Below are 15,542 nucleotides of genomic sequence, written 5' to 3'. Positions count from 1 at the left end.
ATTTTAACGCAACAAACAAATATAAAAATAGTTTTATATAAACCGTTAAAATTTGTAAAAGCTTAGCATTTTAGATGAATTCCAAGGATACAAGAACCCAGTTTCTGAATTTTTTCAAAGGTAAAGGACATAAAATCGTTCCTTCAGCGCCAATGGTCATAAAAGATGACCCGACCCTACTTTTTACAAATGCGGGTATGAACCAATTTAAAGAATATTTTTTGGGCATTAGTCAATCTAAAAATACAAGGGTTGTTGATACGCAAAAATGTTTAAGGGTGAGTGGTAAGCATAATGACCTAGAAGAAGTAGGTAAAGACACTTACCATCATACCATGTTCGAAATGTTGGGCAACTGGAGTTTTGGTGATTACTTTAAAGAAGAAGCGATTACTTGGGCTTGGGAGTTATTGACGGAAGTTTTAAAAATCGATAAAGAAAGTTTGTATGTTTCAGTCTTTGAAGGAAGTGACGATGCCGATAAATTAGAAAAAGATCATGAGGCTTATGCTTTATGGAAAAAAATTGTTCCTGTAGATAGAATTATCATGGGAAACAAAAAGGATAATTTCTGGGAAATGGGGGATCAAGGTCCGTGTGGGCCATGTTCCGAAATTCATGTAGATATTCGTTCGAAAGAAGAGAAGGCTAAAGTTTCTGGTGCCAGTTTAGTAAATCAAGATCATCCTCAAGTTGTAGAAATTTGGAACTTGGTATTTATGCAGTACAACCGAAAAGCTAATGGCTCCTTAGAAAGTTTACCAGCAAAACACGTAGATACGGGTATGGGCTTCGAACGCCTTTGTATGGTTTTACAAGGGGTACAATCCAATTATGATACCGATATTTTCACACCGCTGATTCGTGAAATTGAAACGATAACTAATTCTGATTATGGTAAAAATGAAGAAGTTGATATTGCAATACGTGTTATCAGCGATCATATACGCGCGGTATCTTTTTCTATTGCCGACGGTCAATTGCCTAGCAATACAGGTGCGGGATATGTGATAAGAAGAATTCTGAGAAGAGCAGTACGTTACGGTTTTACGTTTTTGAATACGAAAGAGCCATTTATGTATCGTTTGGTGAATGTGCTTACCGATTCTTTAGGGGATGCTTATCCAGAATTGAAAGAACAAAAGCAATTAATAGAAAACGTAATAAAAGAAGAAGAGTTTTCATTCTTAAAAACCCTTGATCAAGGGTTGGTCTTACTTGATACCATAATAGCAAATACACAAGGTAAAACTATTGATGGTAGTAAGGCGTTTGAATTATATGATACATTCGGATTTCCTATAGATTTGACTGCATTGATTTTAAGTGAAAAAGGTTATGAATTAGATGAAGCTGGTTTTGATACCGCTATGCAGCAACAAAAGAATAGGTCTAAATCTGCATCGGTTGTTTCAAAGCAAGATTGGGAAATTTTAGTAGATGATAGCGAGCAAGAATTTGTTGGTTATGATTTACTTGATGTTGAGGTGAAGATTACAAAGTATCGTAAAATAGTTTCAAAGAAAGAAGGAACTCAGTTTCAGATGGTCTTTAATCTAACCCCATTTTATGCCGAAGGTGGAGGTCAAGTAGGGGATAAGGGCTATTTAGAAGATGCACATGGTGATGTGGTTTATATAACAGATACCAAAAAAGAGAATAACGAAATCATTCATTTTGCTAAGAACTTACCAAAACATTTAGGTGAAAGTTTTAAAGCTGTAGTAGATAAAAAGCAGCGTAGTAGAACAGAGTCGAATCATACGGCAACACATTTGCTACATCAAGCATTGCGTGAAATTTTAGGTAAACATGTTGAGCAAAAGGGTTCTTCGGTGCATTCAAAATATTTACGTTTCGATTTTTCTCATTTTGCTAAGCTTACCGCTGAGGAACTACGTGATGTTGAAAATTTTGTGAATGCACGAATAGATGGTCATTTACAATTGCAGGAACAGCGAAATGTACCAATGAAAGATGCTGTAGAAGCAGGTGCGATGGCATTGTTTGGTGAAAAATATGGTGATGCGGTTCGTACGATAAGATTTGGACAGTCCATTGAATTATGTGGAGGAACCCATGTGAAAAATACAGGCGATATCTGGCAATTTAAAATTAAATCGGAAGGTGCGGTTGCAGCTGGTATTAGAAGAATCGAAGCTATAACAGGCGATGCAGTGAAAGATTTTCATCTTGATAATGATAAGCTTTTGTCTAAAATAAAAGATGTCTTGGGAAATTCTCAAGACCCTGTAAAAAGTGTGGTTAGTTTGCAAGATGAAAATAGCAATCTTAAAAAGCAAGTTGCCGAATTGTTGAAAGACAAGGCAAAGAATCTTAAAGGAGAATTGTTACAGGAGCTTCAAGAAGTGAATGGAGTGCAGTTTTTAGCCAAACATATTGATTTAGATGCAGGTGGTGTAAAAGACCTTTGTTTTGAAATGGGCAATAATAAGGACAACCTTTTTCTGCTTTTTGGAACGGAACAAAATGGTAAAGCTTTATTGTCTTGCTATGTGTCAAAAGAACTTGTGTCCTCTAAAGGGTTGAATGCCGGCACGATTGTAAGGGAATTGGGTAAATATATTCAAGGTGGCGGTGGTGGTCAGCCTTTCTTTGCAACGGCGGGTGGCAAGAATCCTGACGGTATAAGTGAGGCCTTAGATACAGCCAAGCAATATTTACAATAAAACTTATTTGTTCTGATGTTTTACATAGATGAAGATTCGTTCATGCGCGGTAATCCTATTAAATAAAAATTTAAGACTATCTTCAAAATGTAGATAGAAGCACTTCGTTTTTCTTAATTTGAAGAAGCTATATAACTTGATAGTTTTATGAAAAAGTATTTAATTATTTTACTGAGTGTTGTCTCATGCAATCTGGCAACCAAAGACCAAAATAGTACAGTAGGTTCTGAAGTTATAGCACTTACTTCTATCGATTCAATGCAGATTAAAGGTTTTATTCAAAAAGCGTTCGGCACGCCTTTACATTCTTTAGAACATCAACAATATTTAGATTCAGCTCTTGCCATTCAGCCAGACAACGGTTGGCTTTGGCAGCAAAAGGCTATGCCATTATATAAGGCAAGAAAGTATCAGTTGGGTAAGCCATTTTTAGAGAAAGCTGTTGAGCATGATCCTAAAAAATGGTTGGATTATAGCGGATTTATGAAATGTATATTTTCTAAGGATTATATAAAATCTATCTCGGAATTCATGAGAGCCAAAAAAGAGTATGGCGATGGTTATGTAATGGACCATACCTATAATTTTTACATCGGCTTAGATTACCTTCAATTAAATGAATTTTCTAAAGCAAAAGAGTTTTTATTGTTGAGTAAAGAACAGCAATTTAAAGATTTTCCTAAAGACCCGCCACAAGAGGCATGTCATTATTTAGATTGGTATTATTTGGGTATTGCAGATTTTGAGCTTGGTAATTATCAAGAGGCAATTGAATCTTTTAATATGTCTTTAATGGTCTATGAAAATTTTGCAGATGCACTTTATTTTAAAGGTAGGAGCATGACTAAGTTAGGTGATGTGGAAGAAGGGGTGAAGTGGGAGAAACTGGCATTTGAAAATGGGGATAATACGATTAATGAGGATAACGTTATTTATGAGATTTATCCATATCAAGTTTTTCATAAGCTAAACGAAAGTGTGCGACCAAAATGAAACTTTTAACCCAAATTCCACTTTCAAGAGCAAAATCTACAATTGATTATTCAAGTCAATTATTTCTATTGGGTTCTTGCTTTTCTGAAAATATTGGAGCAAAACTTAAGCATTATAAGTTTCAAGAGTTACAGAATCCGTTTGGGATTTTATTTCATCCATTGGCAATTGAAAAATTAATTCAAAAGGCGTTTCAACAAGATGTTTATGTTGAAAATGATGTGTTCTATATAAATGAGCAATGGCATTGTTTTGATGCGCACTCAGAGATAAGTAATCCGTCTAAAGAGAAATTAATAACCGATTTGAATTTTGCGGTTGAACGTACATTGGTTCAATTGAAAAAGGCAAGTCACGTCATCATCACTTTTGGTACCGCCTGGGTATATCGAAATACTTCTACCAAGCAAGTAGTTGCAAATTGTCATAAAGTACCTCAGTCAAATTTTACGAAAGAATTATTGGGTGTTGAAGAGCTAAAAGAAAGTTTAAAGCGGACTATCGCGTTGGTTCATTCAGTAAATCCGGCAGTTCAATGTATTTTAACGGTTTCTCCGGTACGGCATTTAAAAGATGGGTTTGTTCAGAATCAATTGAGCAAGGCGCATTTGATTTCTGCTATTCATCAAGTAGTTGATACCGATAAGATTTCTTATTTTCCAAGTTATGAGCTAATGATGGACGAGTTGCGTGATTATCGTTTTTATACCAAAGACATGCTGCATCCTAATGAAATAGCTGTCGATTATATTTGGGAAAAATTCTGTGAGGTTTGGATTGATGATAGTCTTGGTGATGCAATGACTAAGATTGATGAGATACAGCGAGGATTGGGGCATCGGGCTTTTAATCCGGAAGGTCTGGCTCATCAAAAATTTTTAACATCGTTACGGGGTAAAATTGCGTGTATAAAACAAACCTATCCGTTTATGGATTTCAAACTTCCCGAGGCATGAAAAAATTTATAGCTGGCGTCATAATTACCTTGGCAATTGTTTTTATTGTTCGTTCTTGTAATGACGGTAAAGTAGATAAGTCGATTCTGCAAGAGAACTCTATGCTAATTCAGCAAGAAATTACGAACGTTTCTAAATTGATAGTTACTGAAGGTCATTTTGCTGAGGTGTATAATTATAAAGACTCTAAAGAGCTTTTTGGTCAACTATTGCGTGCCGAGAAGAAAGCACTGGTGGTTGTAAACGCCGACGTTACTGTTGCTTACGATTTAAGTCAAATAGATTTTGAAATTGATGAAAAAACTAAAACGGTTAAAATAAATAGCATACCAGAAGCAGAGATTAAGTTGAATCCAGATTTTCAATATTATGATGTTACCGCAGACTATCTGAATCAGTTCGATGCAGCCGACTACAATAAAATTAAAAAAACGGTAAACGCTTCATTGATGAAAAAGGTGGAAGCCTCTTCGCTTCGAAGCAATGCAGAAAATAGACTTTTAAGTGAATTACAGAAGTTCTATATTCTTACAAATTCTATGGGTTGGCGATTAACGTATCAAGAACAAACCATTGAATCTTTAAAGGGTTTGCAGGTAATTAAGCCGTAGTTTTAGGCTCTGGGGAAGCTAATTCCAAGCCATCATCTATCAATCGACCTAAGTTAGGCTGCTTTTGTTTAATGGTTTCAAGATGTATTTTTATACTGTTAGTCAATACCTTGTCCCCACTTTTTTCGGCCAATTCATATATTTCTATAGGCAATAACCAATCTGACGGATATTTCAGTTGTATTTCTTGAAACACCTTAGTTCTAGATATGATAGTGTTTTTGCCTTCCCTAAAATCACGTATTAATTTATAATACGATTCAAGCTCACTTAAGTTGGTATTGTCATTACTTAAAGACCCAGTACTTAGTGTGTGGTCTAGTAAATCAAAACTTTTTAAATCTGCTGGCCCGTGGTATGCAGAAACAATTTCTTCACCAATTGCCATATTATATAACTCGTTGTTCGATTCGAAAAGAATTTTGCCATTATGGGTAACTTTGCAATTTTCGAAGGTGATTAAAATGATACGCCCCTGCAGATTACGTGTGCCTGTGACTATTTTACCTGTAACATTAATGCCTCCTGTAAAATCTAACGATACGACTTCACCTTCATAAATTTTGTAGGCCTTAAGGTCTCTTGGACTCATTTCTTCAATAGGAATATTGATACCTTTTAACCTACCTATTGGCGAACCAAACCCAGTTTCATGTTGGTTAATATCTTGACCTACTAATTCTTTCTCTCTAAAGGCAAGTGCAGATTTTCCTTTGGTTTGAAAGTAGATTGGTTTGCCGTCATGTTCAATTAACGTTTCGAAATTTCCAGATACTTGTAAACCCGTACTTAGTTCAATTGTTCCTAGTTCTTTAGAGGTGATTAATTTTTGCAAACCACTAAGACCACCTCTACGTAGTGCCATAGTGTTGGCAAAATCTTCTAACACCTGACTTAAAAAAGCAAAATCTGGAGTTACGAAAAGTTGAGGTTGTGGTTTTGTGATATCGAATGAAGTTCTAGCTGCATCAATAGAATAAGGTAGTTTTTTAACCTTGTCGGTCATGCACCATTGACTTTCACCAATAGAAGATAAAAGTCCTGCACCATAAATCTTAGGGTCTTCTACTGTGCCAATGAGTCCGTATTCAACGGTCCACCAATGAAGATTTCGAATAAGCGCCATCTCGCTTGGTTCACCCATATTTTCTTGTAAAAATTCAATGTGTTTTTCAGCTTTTTCAATTTCCTCTAATGCTGTTCCTTTTGCTTCCTTAATAATTGATAAATGCCTTACCGCTTCATATAATTCAAAATCTTTTGCGCTTGATATGGCCTTGCAGCCAATTTCGCCAAATCGTCTTAAATAGGCTGAATATTCGGGATTTCCTATAATTGGGGCATGACCAGCTCCTTCATGAATAATATCTGGTGCTGGGGTGTAAGCTATATTTTCAAGCTGACGAATATCAGAAGCGATGACCAAAACATTATAGGCCTGAAACTCCATAAATGCAGCCGGTGGAATAAATCCGTCAACGGCTACCGCGGCCCAACCTAAATCTTTAAGAATACGGTTCATGCCGTACATGTTGGGGATGTTGTCAATAGAAATACCTGTTTTTCTTAATCCTTCTAAATACGATTTATGAGCCACCTTACTTAGATAAGCAACATTTTTACGCATTACATAACGCCATACCGCTTGGTTAATGGGTGTATACGTCTCATAGTTTTGAGGCTTAATGTACTGTATAAGATGTTTTGGGAGTTTATCTAAAATAGGATTACTCTCATAGCCTTTTCCGGTCATCTGCTTCATATTTTTATTTTATTACCTTGAGTATCAAACATTTCTTTGATTGAAAATGCACTCTGTGTATCACCATGTTTTTCGTGGTGGAGTAGTTTTTTCTTAACCATTTCTAAGGTAGGGGTTTCTCCGACCGGAATCCACCACATAATGAATTGAGAGGGCCCGCCTAAATCGAACCATTTCTTTTTATTTCGTAGAAAGTAACTATGCACAGAACTGTAAACAAAATTAGAGAGAGAATCGTAATCTTCCCAAACACTAACATTGATGGCCATTAATTCATCTTTGAATGGAGACTCTATGTATGAAGCCGACTTGCCATCGGTATCAGTTAGTCTCCATATGAATCCTTTACTTTCCTCAGCTAACTTATTTACAGGCTCTAAAAAATCTGTAAATTCTTTCATTAGGAGGTTGTCTAATGGTGCTTTAAAACGGGCAATGTTGGCTTGAGCTAAGTAGTACATTCATGTGATATTTCTAATAAATTTAAGGAAACAGTATTTAATATTTGTTAATAATCATATGATTGGTAAAAAAAACTATATTGTTATGATAAAATAGGAATTAGTAATAATAAGAGATTGATTTATTGTAATAAATAGGAAAAATTATGGCAGTTAAATTAGATGAAATTGATAGATCGATTTTAAAAATCCTCCAAAAGGATGCTAAAACAGTAGCAAAATCAATTGCTGAAGAACTAGGGCTGACAAAAACGCCAGTCTATGAGCGTATAAAACGTTTAGAGCAAGATGGGTTCATTAAGAATTATGTTGCCATCTTGGATAAAGATAAAATTGAAGAAAGTATTACGGTCTTTAGTTTTGTTTCATTGGAAACACAGAAAGGTGCAATGATGGATGAATTTTTTGAAGATGTTAAAAGTTATCCTGAAGTCGTTGAATGTTTTGTGGTGGGTGGTGAATTTGATTTTCTTCTGAAAGTAGTAGTGAAAAATCTAGATGCGTATTACGATTTCGCAAAGTTTAAGATAGCTTCATTACCCAGTATAGGTAGTGTAAAAAGTGCATTCGTTTTAAATGAGGTAAAGAATAATACAACATTTCCGTTATTATAAAAAAAGCGATAGTTAATAAGGTTATTATTAACTATCGCTTCTATTAAAATTGGGGTGTATTATTTTAAAGCAACAGTATTTGGTGGATATTGCTCTAATATTTGAGATACAAATTCCTTAATGCGTGCTTCTTTCTTAGCTACATTACTTGTGCTTTGAAGCGTTCCCTCACCTTTACCTTGCCAAACCAGTTCGTTTGTCTTGTTATCTATTAGGTCTATATATAAAGAGCCTTGGGTACTTGCGCTAACTGTGCTTCCGCCCCAGCCAAAACCCGGTCCCCATGCCCATGGGTTATAACCCCACCCCCAAGCGCCACCCCAACCATAATTGTTGGTGTACACATCTACTCTTTCTTGTTCTTTGGTGAAAATGCTGACTAACAAATCTGGGTTCTCAGATTTTACAAAACCTCGAGAACTCATTTCAGTTTCAATTGCTCTAAGAATTCGTTTTTTATCTAAATCTGATATCTGTGCTTTGTCGATTCCTGTTTTGTAAAAGGCGTACGAAGTATACCCTTTAAAATCTGCTTTCTGGTCATAATCAGATAAAACTCTTATCGATGTGCATGAAGTAATGAATACCAGAAGCAATAATGGAAAACCAAGGAGTTTAATTTTTTTCATAAGCTTATTTTTTTAAGTACTAAATTTTCTATTTAAATAGTTACAATAATCATGCCGAATGAGCGAGTTCGAAGCTACTGTGTATTGGTTTTTAAGTCATAACCAAAAGGGCAATGCCTACAACCACTTTCACAACAATAGCCACGTTTATAGTGGTATTGCGCTGTAAAAACTCTAAAGCCATTTTCAGACCAATAAAAATCACCTTCCTCAATAGGAATAATCTCTTTCATCTACAGTTATATTTTAATGGTATAAAGTTACTTTATTCTGTTGATAACCTAAACTACATTCCTTTGGTTCTAGGTGAAATAGAGCTTGTGTAGCGTTTTAACCTTTTGTCGGCATTGTTGGCAACAAAATCTAGTAATTTTCTTACAACTGCTATTTGGCCTTATCTTTGTCATAGAATACCCAAAGTAAATTTATGATTTTAGTTTTTAGACATTTCTTTTACAAAAATTATGTGGGGTTATCACTATGGCCCTTTATATTTTTAAAAAATAGAAGTTTAAAAAATGACGGGGTTCTAATTAATCATGAAAAAATTCATTTACGACAGCAAAAAGAATTATTGATTATTCCATTTTATATTCTGTACTTATCAGAATGGAGCGTTCGTACTATTTGGTATTTAGATTCTTACAAGGCGTATCAGAATCTTAGTTTTGAGCGAGAGGCATATTCGCATGAGAATAACTTAGACTATTTGTCAAACAGAAAATCCTTCAGCTTTATTAAATATCTTTGTCGTTAAATTACGACGCGTTTGCAAATAGAGAATCAACTTGTTCAAATACCGTTATTTGTAGAAAAGCAAGTGACACTTGCCCTTAAACGGGAAGACTTACTACACCCATTTATTTCAGGTAACAAGTATCGCAAATTGAAATACAATTTGTTGGAGGCCAACAAAAAGAGGTGTCACACCATTTTGACTTTTGGAGGTGCCTTCTCAAACCACATTGCAGCGACCGCTTATGCGGCTAACGAAAAAGGATTTAGTTCAATAGGAATCATTCGTGGTGAAGAGCTGAAAGAATCATGGCGTCAAAATACAACTTTGCTTAAAGCCCATGAGGATGGAATGATTTTCAAATTCGTAAATAGAGGGGATTATAGAAAAAAAGAAGAGGAGGGCTTTTTAGCTGATTTAAGGAAAGAATTTGGTGATTTTTATCTTATACCTGAAGGCGGAACAAATAAACTAGCTATAAAGGGTTGCGAAGAGATATTAGTAAGCGGGGATGAGCGATTTGATTTTATTTGCACTAGTGTGGGTACTGGCGGAACGGCAGCAGGATTGATAAATTCATCATTTCCGCATCAGAAAGTACTAGGATTTTCATCTTTAAAAGGAGATTTTTTAAATAAGGATATTAAGAGATTAACTGTTAATAACCGTTGGGACTTAATTTCAGAGTATCATTTTGGAGGGTATGCTAAAATTTCTCAAGAGCTAATTATCTTTATCAACGATTTTAAAAAAAAAACCAACATATCGTTAGACCCTATTTATACTGGAAAAATGATGTTTGGGTTGTTCGATATGGTTTTGCGTGATACTTTTGTAAAAGGAACTAAAATTTTAGCAATACATACTGGTGGTCTACAAGGTATTGCTGGCATGAATAGTGTACTGAAAAAGAAAAAATTACCTTTGTTAGATATATGAAGAAGAAAATATTATTGCTGTTAATTATAGGAATCAGTTTTGCTTCCTGTAAATCTAAAAAAGCGTACTCAGATCAGTTGCGTACAAAGAATGTACTCAATGAACGAAAGAAATCAGAAGACGTTAAGCCACTAATATCGCGAGAAGTTGTGTTGCCTACAGAGCCATCTAAATTTATTCCATTTAGAATCGAAACTCCTTCCGAATATATAGAAACTTTTGCCGAAACCGCACAGGTAGAGATGATGGGTTATGGTATACCAGCAAGTATTACATTAGCTCAAGGTCTTTTAGAGAGTGGGTATGGTAAGGGTGAGCTTGCCATGAAAACAAATAATCATTTTGGTATTAAATGCCATAAAGGTTGGGAGGGTGATTATGACTTTCATGATGATGATGAAAAGGGCGAATGTTTTAGAAAATATAATCACCCAATGTATTCTTTTCGAGACCATAGTATATTCTTGACTACTAGGTCTAGGTATGCCTTTCTATTCAATTTAAAGCATAATGATTATAAAGGATGGGCCAAAGGGCTGAGAAAAGCAGGATATGCTACCGATCCAAAATATCCACAAAAACTTATTTATTTAATAGAGAAACACGGTCTGCATAAGTATGACAAGCAAATTAAAAATGCTGGCTATAACAACACTACAATTGTTTCGACCGAATCTGATAAAATGCACACCGTTGAAAAGGGAGATACCTTATATTCATTATCTAGAAAATATTATATGAGTGTTGATGAAATTATGCAAATGAATAATTTAAGAAGCTCCGATTTATCAATAGGACAGCGAGTTAAGGTGAAACTTAGCAAAATCAATTAAGAGAAATGATCTATCAAAGAAGTAGTGCTTTATTCGCAGAGGCAAAAAAATATATACCAGGAGGAGTAAATTCTCCAGTAAGAGCTTTTAAAGCTGTAGGCGGAGATCCCATTTTTGTAAAGAAGGCAAAAGGAGCTTATTTATATGACGAAGACGGTAATAAGTTAATTGATTACATAGCATCATGGGGCCCATTAATTTTAGGTCACGCATACGAACCAGTTATTAATGCTGTAATCGAAAAGGCAAAAAATGGAACTTCATTTGGCATGCCGACCGAGATTGAAACAGAACTGGCTAAATTGGCGATTTCCATGGTGCCTAATATGGATAAAATTAGATTTGTCAATAGTGGTACCGAGGCTTGTATGAGTGCGGTACGCTTAGCTAGAGGGTATACTGGTAAGGATAAAATTATAAAATTTGCAGGATGCTACCATGGCCATTCAGATTCGTTTTTAATTCAAGCGGGTAGTGGTGCGGTTACATTTGGTAGTCCTAATAGTCCTGGTGTAACACAAGGTACGGCTAAAGATACTTTGCTTGCGGATTATAACGATTTAGAAGGTGTAAAAAAACTAGTAAAAGCTAATAAAGGAGAGTTAGCTGCAATCATAATTGAACCGATTGCTGGTAATATGGGGTGCATTGTACCAACAGATTCTTTTATGAAGGGCTTACGTGAAATCTGTACCCAAGAAAATATTCTGTTAATTTTCGATGAGGTGATGACGGGCTTTCGTTTAGCGAGAGGTGGTGCACAAGAGGTTTTGAATGTAAAAGCAGATATCGTTACTTACGGGAAGGTAATCGGTGGAGGTTTACCGGTAGGTGCCTTTGCTGCTAAATCGGAGATTATGGATTTCTTAGCGCCAGATGGTCCTGTTTATCAAGCGGGAACATTAAGTGGTAACCCATTGGCAATGAGTGCAGGTTTGGCAATGTTGACCGAACTGAACAATAAGCCAGCCGTATTTCAAAGTTTATCTGATAAGACCGAATACTTGCATAAAGGCATTGCCAAAGTTTTAACGGCAAAAGGTGTAGACCACCAAATTAATCGATTTGGCAGTATGATTTCAGTTCATTTTACTGATGAGCCGGTAGTTGATTTTGCTTCTTCTGCTAAGGGTGATAATGAGACTTTTAAAGCTTATTTTCATGGTATGTTAGCGAAAGGTATTTACTTACCGCCAAGTGCATTTGAAAGCTATTTTTTAAATGATGCCTTAACCTATGCTGATTTAGATGCTACCATTAAAGCTTTAGAAGGGATACAACTTTAAGATTTTGTTCGGTAAGTTTTATATATCCACCATCCTGTAGCTATAAATAAAAATTGAACAGCAATACGAATCATCGCTGCGACTTTAGACCCTATCGCCGGTGTGTCTTTAGTTAGGTCCCATACATGAATTGGTAAGAAAGCTATCATAAGTATAAAAAGACCAAGGCCGCCCCATTTTCTGTACTTTGGGATTAAAAGGGCAAATCCTATAGCTGCTTCAGCAATAGCCGATAACATATGGGCAAGAGTTTCAGGAAAAAATTCGGGTATAAATTCTTTGTAAGTTTCCGGAGCGTAAAGATGATTAAAAGCCCCTGCGAGCATTAAAAAAGCTAAAATAAAAAGTACTATAAGTTGAAATATTTTCATGTTGGTTGGTTTATTGTTTTCAATCTAAGGTAGCATTTTAAAAATAATTTATTCTCCAATGTGTTTTATGTAAAAACTCCGCGCTTCCTTAGCTACATTTCTACCTAATTTTAAATTAGGAATGGTATCCGATTGAATATGTTATCCGCTTAAAGATATTGATGTACCGGCCATTTCTGCGGAACAATAAATATTAGGGTTTATCTTTGAATATGATTAAAACTTTGGTAAGAAGACAATTTTTATTTCACATCAAAAAAAATATAGGTTAGAATACCATTATAATTAAAAAAATTACAAACTTAAATAAGCCCTTTAATAGAGAACTTATTTAGTTTTTCTGAAATTGTTGTTTTCTATTTGAAATTATATTGAATACCCAATTGAAAAGCGCTTGAGAAAAGCTGATATATGGTGAAATACGTATAATTCAAATTTTTTGTAGTGAAATTTTTTATTCGGTAAAAGAGTATTCCTTCATAGCGTTGAAAGGTGGCTTCATCTTGTTCTGCGAAAATTGAGAAATCACTCTTTAAATTAAAAGCAGAATCATTATCGCCAATTTGCAATAGTAATCCACCTCCTGCATAAAGTCGGTCTTTGGTTAGCCGATATGGGAAACCATTTATCCTATCCTCTGAGCCAACAGCATAAGCGCCTTCTGTCAATGGGCCAAGTTTAAACTTATCAAGATTTATAGGATTTTATTCTAATCGTGTGCCACCAGTAGTATAGTATTGACTATCGGTGTAGTAATCTCCTTTAATTGAAAACACGAGTTTTAAGTTTGACGAATATTCAAATTCTTGAGCTGCTTTTACTCCTAGGTCATAAAGTTTTAAATCATATCCCGGTCCTGTGGTAACCGGGTTATCTTTAAGTTCTAAAGAGGTTATGTTGGTTTTACCAATAAACTCTATGCCTGATTTAAAGTGAATGAATATTTTGTTGAAATTATCTAGTTCTATTCTTGCCCCAATATAAATAGGACTTTTTAAACTAAACTCTGTTTTGTATAAATATTCTATGCCGAGTACATCCCTATCAATATCGTTAAGTACAATGGTGTCTTTAAGAACTTAATAAGTAGTACCCTGTGCTATTCAAAAACGGTGCATGTCTAATTTTTATTATAAAAACCAAAATGGAAGATATTATTAAATAAGGTAGGATTAAATTTATCAGCCACTGCAGACGAAGTAAAGCCTATGGAGTGACCCTTCTTTTTTCTAGTTTACCATTTCCTACTTTATTCTCAATTATTACAGGGTAATCATTATGGTTATATGCACTAACCAATACATTAACATTACTTGAGAAGTTGGAGCCTTCAAAACCTCGGTGTACTGTTTTATTATCAAAACTACGACCTTGCATTCCTAGAAAAAGAGGCTCTTCGTACTCTTTTCAGGAATATTATATTTGTATAGCTCTTGTTGGCAACTCGTTAACAAGTTTAAAACTATTATAAGTGATAAATAACATAATCTCTTTGCTATCATAAGGCTTAATTTTCAAAGCTCAATTTTTGAGAACGTTCGGCGATTTCACCTTAACCTAAAATTTGAACCCACTAAGTACCTTATAACCTTATTCAATCTAAAATATTGGCCAAGTATACAATTTTACCCATGAATGAATCAATTCATTAAAATATATAGATATAGGTGGTTAATTGAAAATAAGTAGCGTACGCTTAAATGCAAAAAAGACCTGATTTCAGCAGGTCTTTTTTTTAACCAATCAATTAATCTATTTTTTTTCAGTTCGTTTTCCTTTTCTGCCGCCTTCTCTTTTTATATGTCCGCGCATATCCTTTCTATGGCTCATTTTTTCATATTTCTCGAATTGCTCTGGGGTAAGTATAGATTTCATTTCTTTCTTACGAGCAATTTGATGATCTAATCTTTCATTTTGCCTAGTATATTTTTCATCAGTAGTCATCACTTTTTTACTTTCTTCCTTAAATGCTTCCATTTTTGACTTTCGAGCCTTTGCATCTTCTGTAAGTATAGATTTTATTTTTGATTGTTGAGATTCATTTAAATCTAAGGCTAAAGTCATTTTTTTGGTTTGTAGAGTGGCTACCTGTTCAGGAGTTAAATCTTTCATGTCACCTCTTTTTCCCTTCTTATTATGATCTTGTGCCGTTACCGATATTGCTGCCATTACTAAAATAGCCATTACTATTTTTTTCATATTAATTGTTTTATGTATTTGTTTCTTTGACATGAATTTTTCAGATAGGTTTAAGGCTGAAATTCTTTTTAGTAAATATTTAACTCCATTTGTACAATGTTTAAAATCAAAAAGCGCGGCTTTTAGGCCGCGCTTTTAAGTAGGTAAGTTTTGTAGATATTTTAATTGGTTTGATTTCTACTCTCAAGGTTTTTATATGGATTAATTATAATATCAGCATCTTGCTCGTAGGAATTGGTTACTATTTCTTTTTGCACCTCTGTATTAGTATTTTGGTGATATACCACTGAAGCACATATGAAACAAGCTAAATAAATAAGACTTTTTAATTTATTGGTCATGATTTGGGGTTTTTTATTTTTCACTAATCTATACAACATAAACGCATAAAAAAGCCCATTGTTGTGAAATGGGCCTTTTTTGATGTCAGTGATATTTAAATTGTGGTAAGGTGATTTCATT

At 34.7% G+C, this 15,542-nt stretch carries 16 protein-coding genes; 8 read left to right on the top strand and 8 right to left on the bottom strand.

Annotated features, from left to right (window positions below):
* The first annotated feature begins 74 nt into the window (after positions 1 to 74).
* The 4 genes from alaS (at position 75) to BMY56_RS03805 (ending at position 5,250) form a co-directional block, all read left to right on the top strand.
* The gene (gene alaS / locus BMY56_RS03820) at positions 75 to 2,690 is read left to right on the top strand and encodes an alanine--tRNA ligase (protein ID WP_091620182.1); all 2,616 of its coding nucleotides are present in this window, start codon (positions 75 to 77) and stop codon (positions 2,688 to 2,690) included.
* 147 nt (positions 2,691 to 2,837) lie between these two features.
* Positions 2,838 to 3,683: a tetratricopeptide repeat protein gene (locus BMY56_RS03815; RefSeq protein WP_091620179.1), complete on the top strand. Its 846-nt coding sequence runs from the start codon at positions 2,838 to 2,840 to the stop codon at positions 3,681 to 3,683.
* A complete protein-coding gene (locus tag BMY56_RS03810; RefSeq protein WP_091620176.1) occupies positions 3,680 to 4,639 on the top strand; it encodes a GSCFA domain-containing protein in 960 nt (319 codons plus the stop codon). Before BMY56_RS03815 ends, BMY56_RS03810 begins: the two co-directional genes overlap by 4 nt.
* A complete protein-coding gene (locus BMY56_RS03805) occupies positions 4,636 to 5,250 on the top strand; it encodes a DUF4230 domain-containing protein (RefSeq protein ID WP_091620173.1) in 615 nt (204 codons plus the stop codon). The genes BMY56_RS03810 and BMY56_RS03805 overlap by 4 nt, the downstream gene beginning before the upstream one ends.
* Here the strand turns inward: BMY56_RS03805 and BMY56_RS03800 are convergent.
* Positions 5,240 to 7,012 (bottom strand): aromatic amino acid hydroxylase, encoded by a 1,773-nt coding sequence (locus BMY56_RS03800; protein WP_245737133.1) that lies wholly within the window; start codon positions 7,010 to 7,012, stop codon positions 5,240 to 5,242. The two genes, BMY56_RS03805 and BMY56_RS03800, sit on opposite strands and share 11 nt — an antisense overlap.
* Positions 7,009 to 7,473 (bottom strand): DUF3291 domain-containing protein, encoded by a 465-nt coding sequence (locus BMY56_RS03795; protein WP_091620171.1) that lies wholly within the window; start codon positions 7,471 to 7,473, stop codon positions 7,009 to 7,011. Before BMY56_RS03795 ends, BMY56_RS03800 begins: the two co-directional genes overlap by 4 nt.
* 146 nt (positions 7,474 to 7,619) lie before the next feature.
* Here BMY56_RS03795 and BMY56_RS03790 point away from each other — a divergent pair, with 146 nt between their 5' ends.
* Positions 7,620 to 8,087 (top strand): Lrp/AsnC family transcriptional regulator, encoded by a 468-nt coding sequence (locus BMY56_RS03790; RefSeq protein ID WP_091620168.1) that lies wholly within the window; start codon positions 7,620 to 7,622, stop codon positions 8,085 to 8,087.
* Positions 8,088 to 8,146: 59 nt separating this feature from the next.
* On the opposite strand, the gene BMY56_RS03785 is transcribed toward BMY56_RS03790, so the two are convergent.
* Together BMY56_RS03785 and BMY56_RS18575 are read right to left on the bottom strand one after the other, a co-directional pair.
* Positions 8,147 to 8,716, bottom strand: coding sequence for a DUF4136 domain-containing protein (locus BMY56_RS03785; RefSeq protein ID WP_091620165.1), 570 nt, complete (start codon positions 8,714 to 8,716; stop codon positions 8,147 to 8,149).
* A 74-nt stretch (positions 8,717 to 8,790) separates the two neighbouring features.
* The gene (locus BMY56_RS18575) at positions 8,791 to 8,949 is read right to left on the bottom strand and encodes a C1orf53 family protein (RefSeq protein WP_177170916.1); all 159 of its coding nucleotides are present in this window, start codon (positions 8,947 to 8,949) and stop codon (positions 8,791 to 8,793) included.
* 536 nt (positions 8,950 to 9,485) lie between these two features.
* Between BMY56_RS18575 and BMY56_RS03775 the strand changes: the two genes are divergently transcribed.
* The 3 genes from BMY56_RS03775 to hemL are packed head-to-tail and all read left to right on the top strand — an operon-like array spanning position 9,486 to position 12,510.
* A complete protein-coding gene (locus BMY56_RS03775; protein WP_091620159.1) occupies positions 9,486 to 10,391 on the top strand; it encodes a 1-aminocyclopropane-1-carboxylate deaminase/D-cysteine desulfhydrase in 906 nt (301 codons plus the stop codon).
* Positions 10,388 to 11,224, top strand: coding sequence for a glucosaminidase domain-containing protein (locus BMY56_RS03770; protein ID WP_091620156.1), 837 nt, complete (start codon positions 10,388 to 10,390; stop codon positions 11,222 to 11,224). The genes BMY56_RS03775 and BMY56_RS03770 overlap by 4 nt, the downstream gene beginning before the upstream one ends.
* Positions 11,225 to 11,229: 5 nt before the next feature.
* Positions 11,230 to 12,510 carry a glutamate-1-semialdehyde 2,1-aminomutase gene (gene hemL, locus BMY56_RS03765; RefSeq protein ID WP_091620153.1) on the top strand — a complete coding sequence of 427 codons (1,281 nt, stop codon included), beginning with the start codon at positions 11,230 to 11,232 and terminating at the stop codon, positions 12,508 to 12,510.
* Here hemL and BMY56_RS03760 read toward each other — a convergent pair.
* The 4 genes from BMY56_RS03760 to BMY56_RS18470 all read right to left on the bottom strand — a co-directional run bounded on the left by BMY56_RS03760 (position 12,507) and on the right by BMY56_RS18470 (position 15,421).
* Positions 12,507 to 12,881, bottom strand: a complete 375-nt coding sequence (locus BMY56_RS03760) for a MauE/DoxX family redox-associated membrane protein (protein WP_091620151.1) — start codon at positions 12,879 to 12,881, stop codon at positions 12,507 to 12,509. The genes hemL and BMY56_RS03760 overlap by 4 nt on opposite strands.
* Before the next feature lie 356 nt (positions 12,882 to 13,237).
* Positions 13,238 to 13,549, bottom strand: coding sequence for a hypothetical protein (locus BMY56_RS03755; protein ID WP_091620148.1), 312 nt, complete (start codon positions 13,547 to 13,549; stop codon positions 13,238 to 13,240).
* Positions 13,550 to 14,633: 1,084 nt separating this feature from the next.
* Complete coding sequence (locus BMY56_RS03750) at positions 14,634 to 15,080, bottom strand: hypothetical protein (RefSeq protein WP_143057776.1); 447 nt, start codon at positions 15,078 to 15,080, stop codon at positions 14,634 to 14,636.
* A 161-nt stretch (positions 15,081 to 15,241) separates the two neighbouring features.
* The gene (locus BMY56_RS18470; RefSeq protein ID WP_143057775.1) at positions 15,242 to 15,421 is read right to left on the bottom strand and encodes a hypothetical protein; all 180 of its coding nucleotides are present in this window, start codon (positions 15,419 to 15,421) and stop codon (positions 15,242 to 15,244) included.
* Positions 15,422 to 15,542: the final 121 nt, after the last annotated feature.

The organism is Maribacter orientalis, assembly GCF_900109345.1.
GTDB classification, from domain to species: Bacteria; Bacteroidota; Bacteroidia; order Flavobacteriales; family Flavobacteriaceae; genus Maribacter; species Maribacter orientalis.
The sequence above is the reverse complement of the archived record's forward strand: the minus strand, read 5'-3'. Positions and strand labels throughout refer to the sequence as shown.

Excerpts from the sequence above, each read along its gene's own strand:
- BMY56_RS03805 (WP_091620173.1), top strand. The coding sequence starts at position 4,636 with ATGAAAAAATTTATAGCTGGCGTCATAATTACCTTGGCAATTGTTTTT.
- BMY56_RS03785 (WP_091620165.1), bottom strand. The coding sequence starts at position 8,716 with ATGAAAAAAATTAAACTCCTTGGTTTTCCATTATTGCTTCTGGTATTC.
- hemL (WP_091620153.1), top strand. The coding sequence starts at position 11,230 with ATGATCTATCAAAGAAGTAGTGCTTTATTCGCAGAGGCAAAAAAATAT.
- alaS (WP_091620182.1), top strand. The coding sequence starts at position 75 with ATGAATTCCAAGGATACAAGAACCCAGTTTCTGAATTTTTTCAAAGGT.
- BMY56_RS03760 (WP_091620151.1), bottom strand. The coding sequence starts at position 12,881 with ATGAAAATATTTCAACTTATAGTACTTTTTATTTTAGCTTTTTTAATG.
- BMY56_RS03770 (WP_091620156.1), top strand. The coding sequence starts at position 10,388 with ATGAAGAAGAAAATATTATTGCTGTTAATTATAGGAATCAGTTTTGCT.
- BMY56_RS03800 (WP_245737133.1), bottom strand. The coding sequence starts at position 7,012 with ATGAAGCAGATGACCGGAAAAGGCTATGAGAGTAATCCTATTTTAGAT.
- BMY56_RS03810 (WP_091620176.1), top strand. The coding sequence starts at position 3,680 with ATGAAACTTTTAACCCAAATTCCACTTTCAAGAGCAAAATCTACAATT.
- BMY56_RS03795 (WP_091620171.1), bottom strand. The coding sequence starts at position 7,473 with ATGTACTACTTAGCTCAAGCCAACATTGCCCGTTTTAAAGCACCATTA.
- BMY56_RS18575 (WP_177170916.1), bottom strand. The coding sequence starts at position 8,949 with ATGAAAGAGATTATTCCTATTGAGGAAGGTGATTTTTATTGGTCTGAA.
- BMY56_RS03750 (WP_143057776.1), bottom strand. The coding sequence starts at position 15,080 with ATGAAAAAAATAGTAATGGCTATTTTAGTAATGGCAGCAATATCGGTA.
- BMY56_RS03790 (WP_091620168.1), top strand. The coding sequence starts at position 7,620 with ATGGCAGTTAAATTAGATGAAATTGATAGATCGATTTTAAAAATCCTC.
- BMY56_RS18470 (WP_143057775.1), bottom strand. The coding sequence starts at position 15,421 with ATGACCAATAAATTAAAAAGTCTTATTTATTTAGCTTGTTTCATATGT.
- BMY56_RS03815 (WP_091620179.1), top strand. The coding sequence starts at position 2,838 with ATGAAAAAGTATTTAATTATTTTACTGAGTGTTGTCTCATGCAATCTG.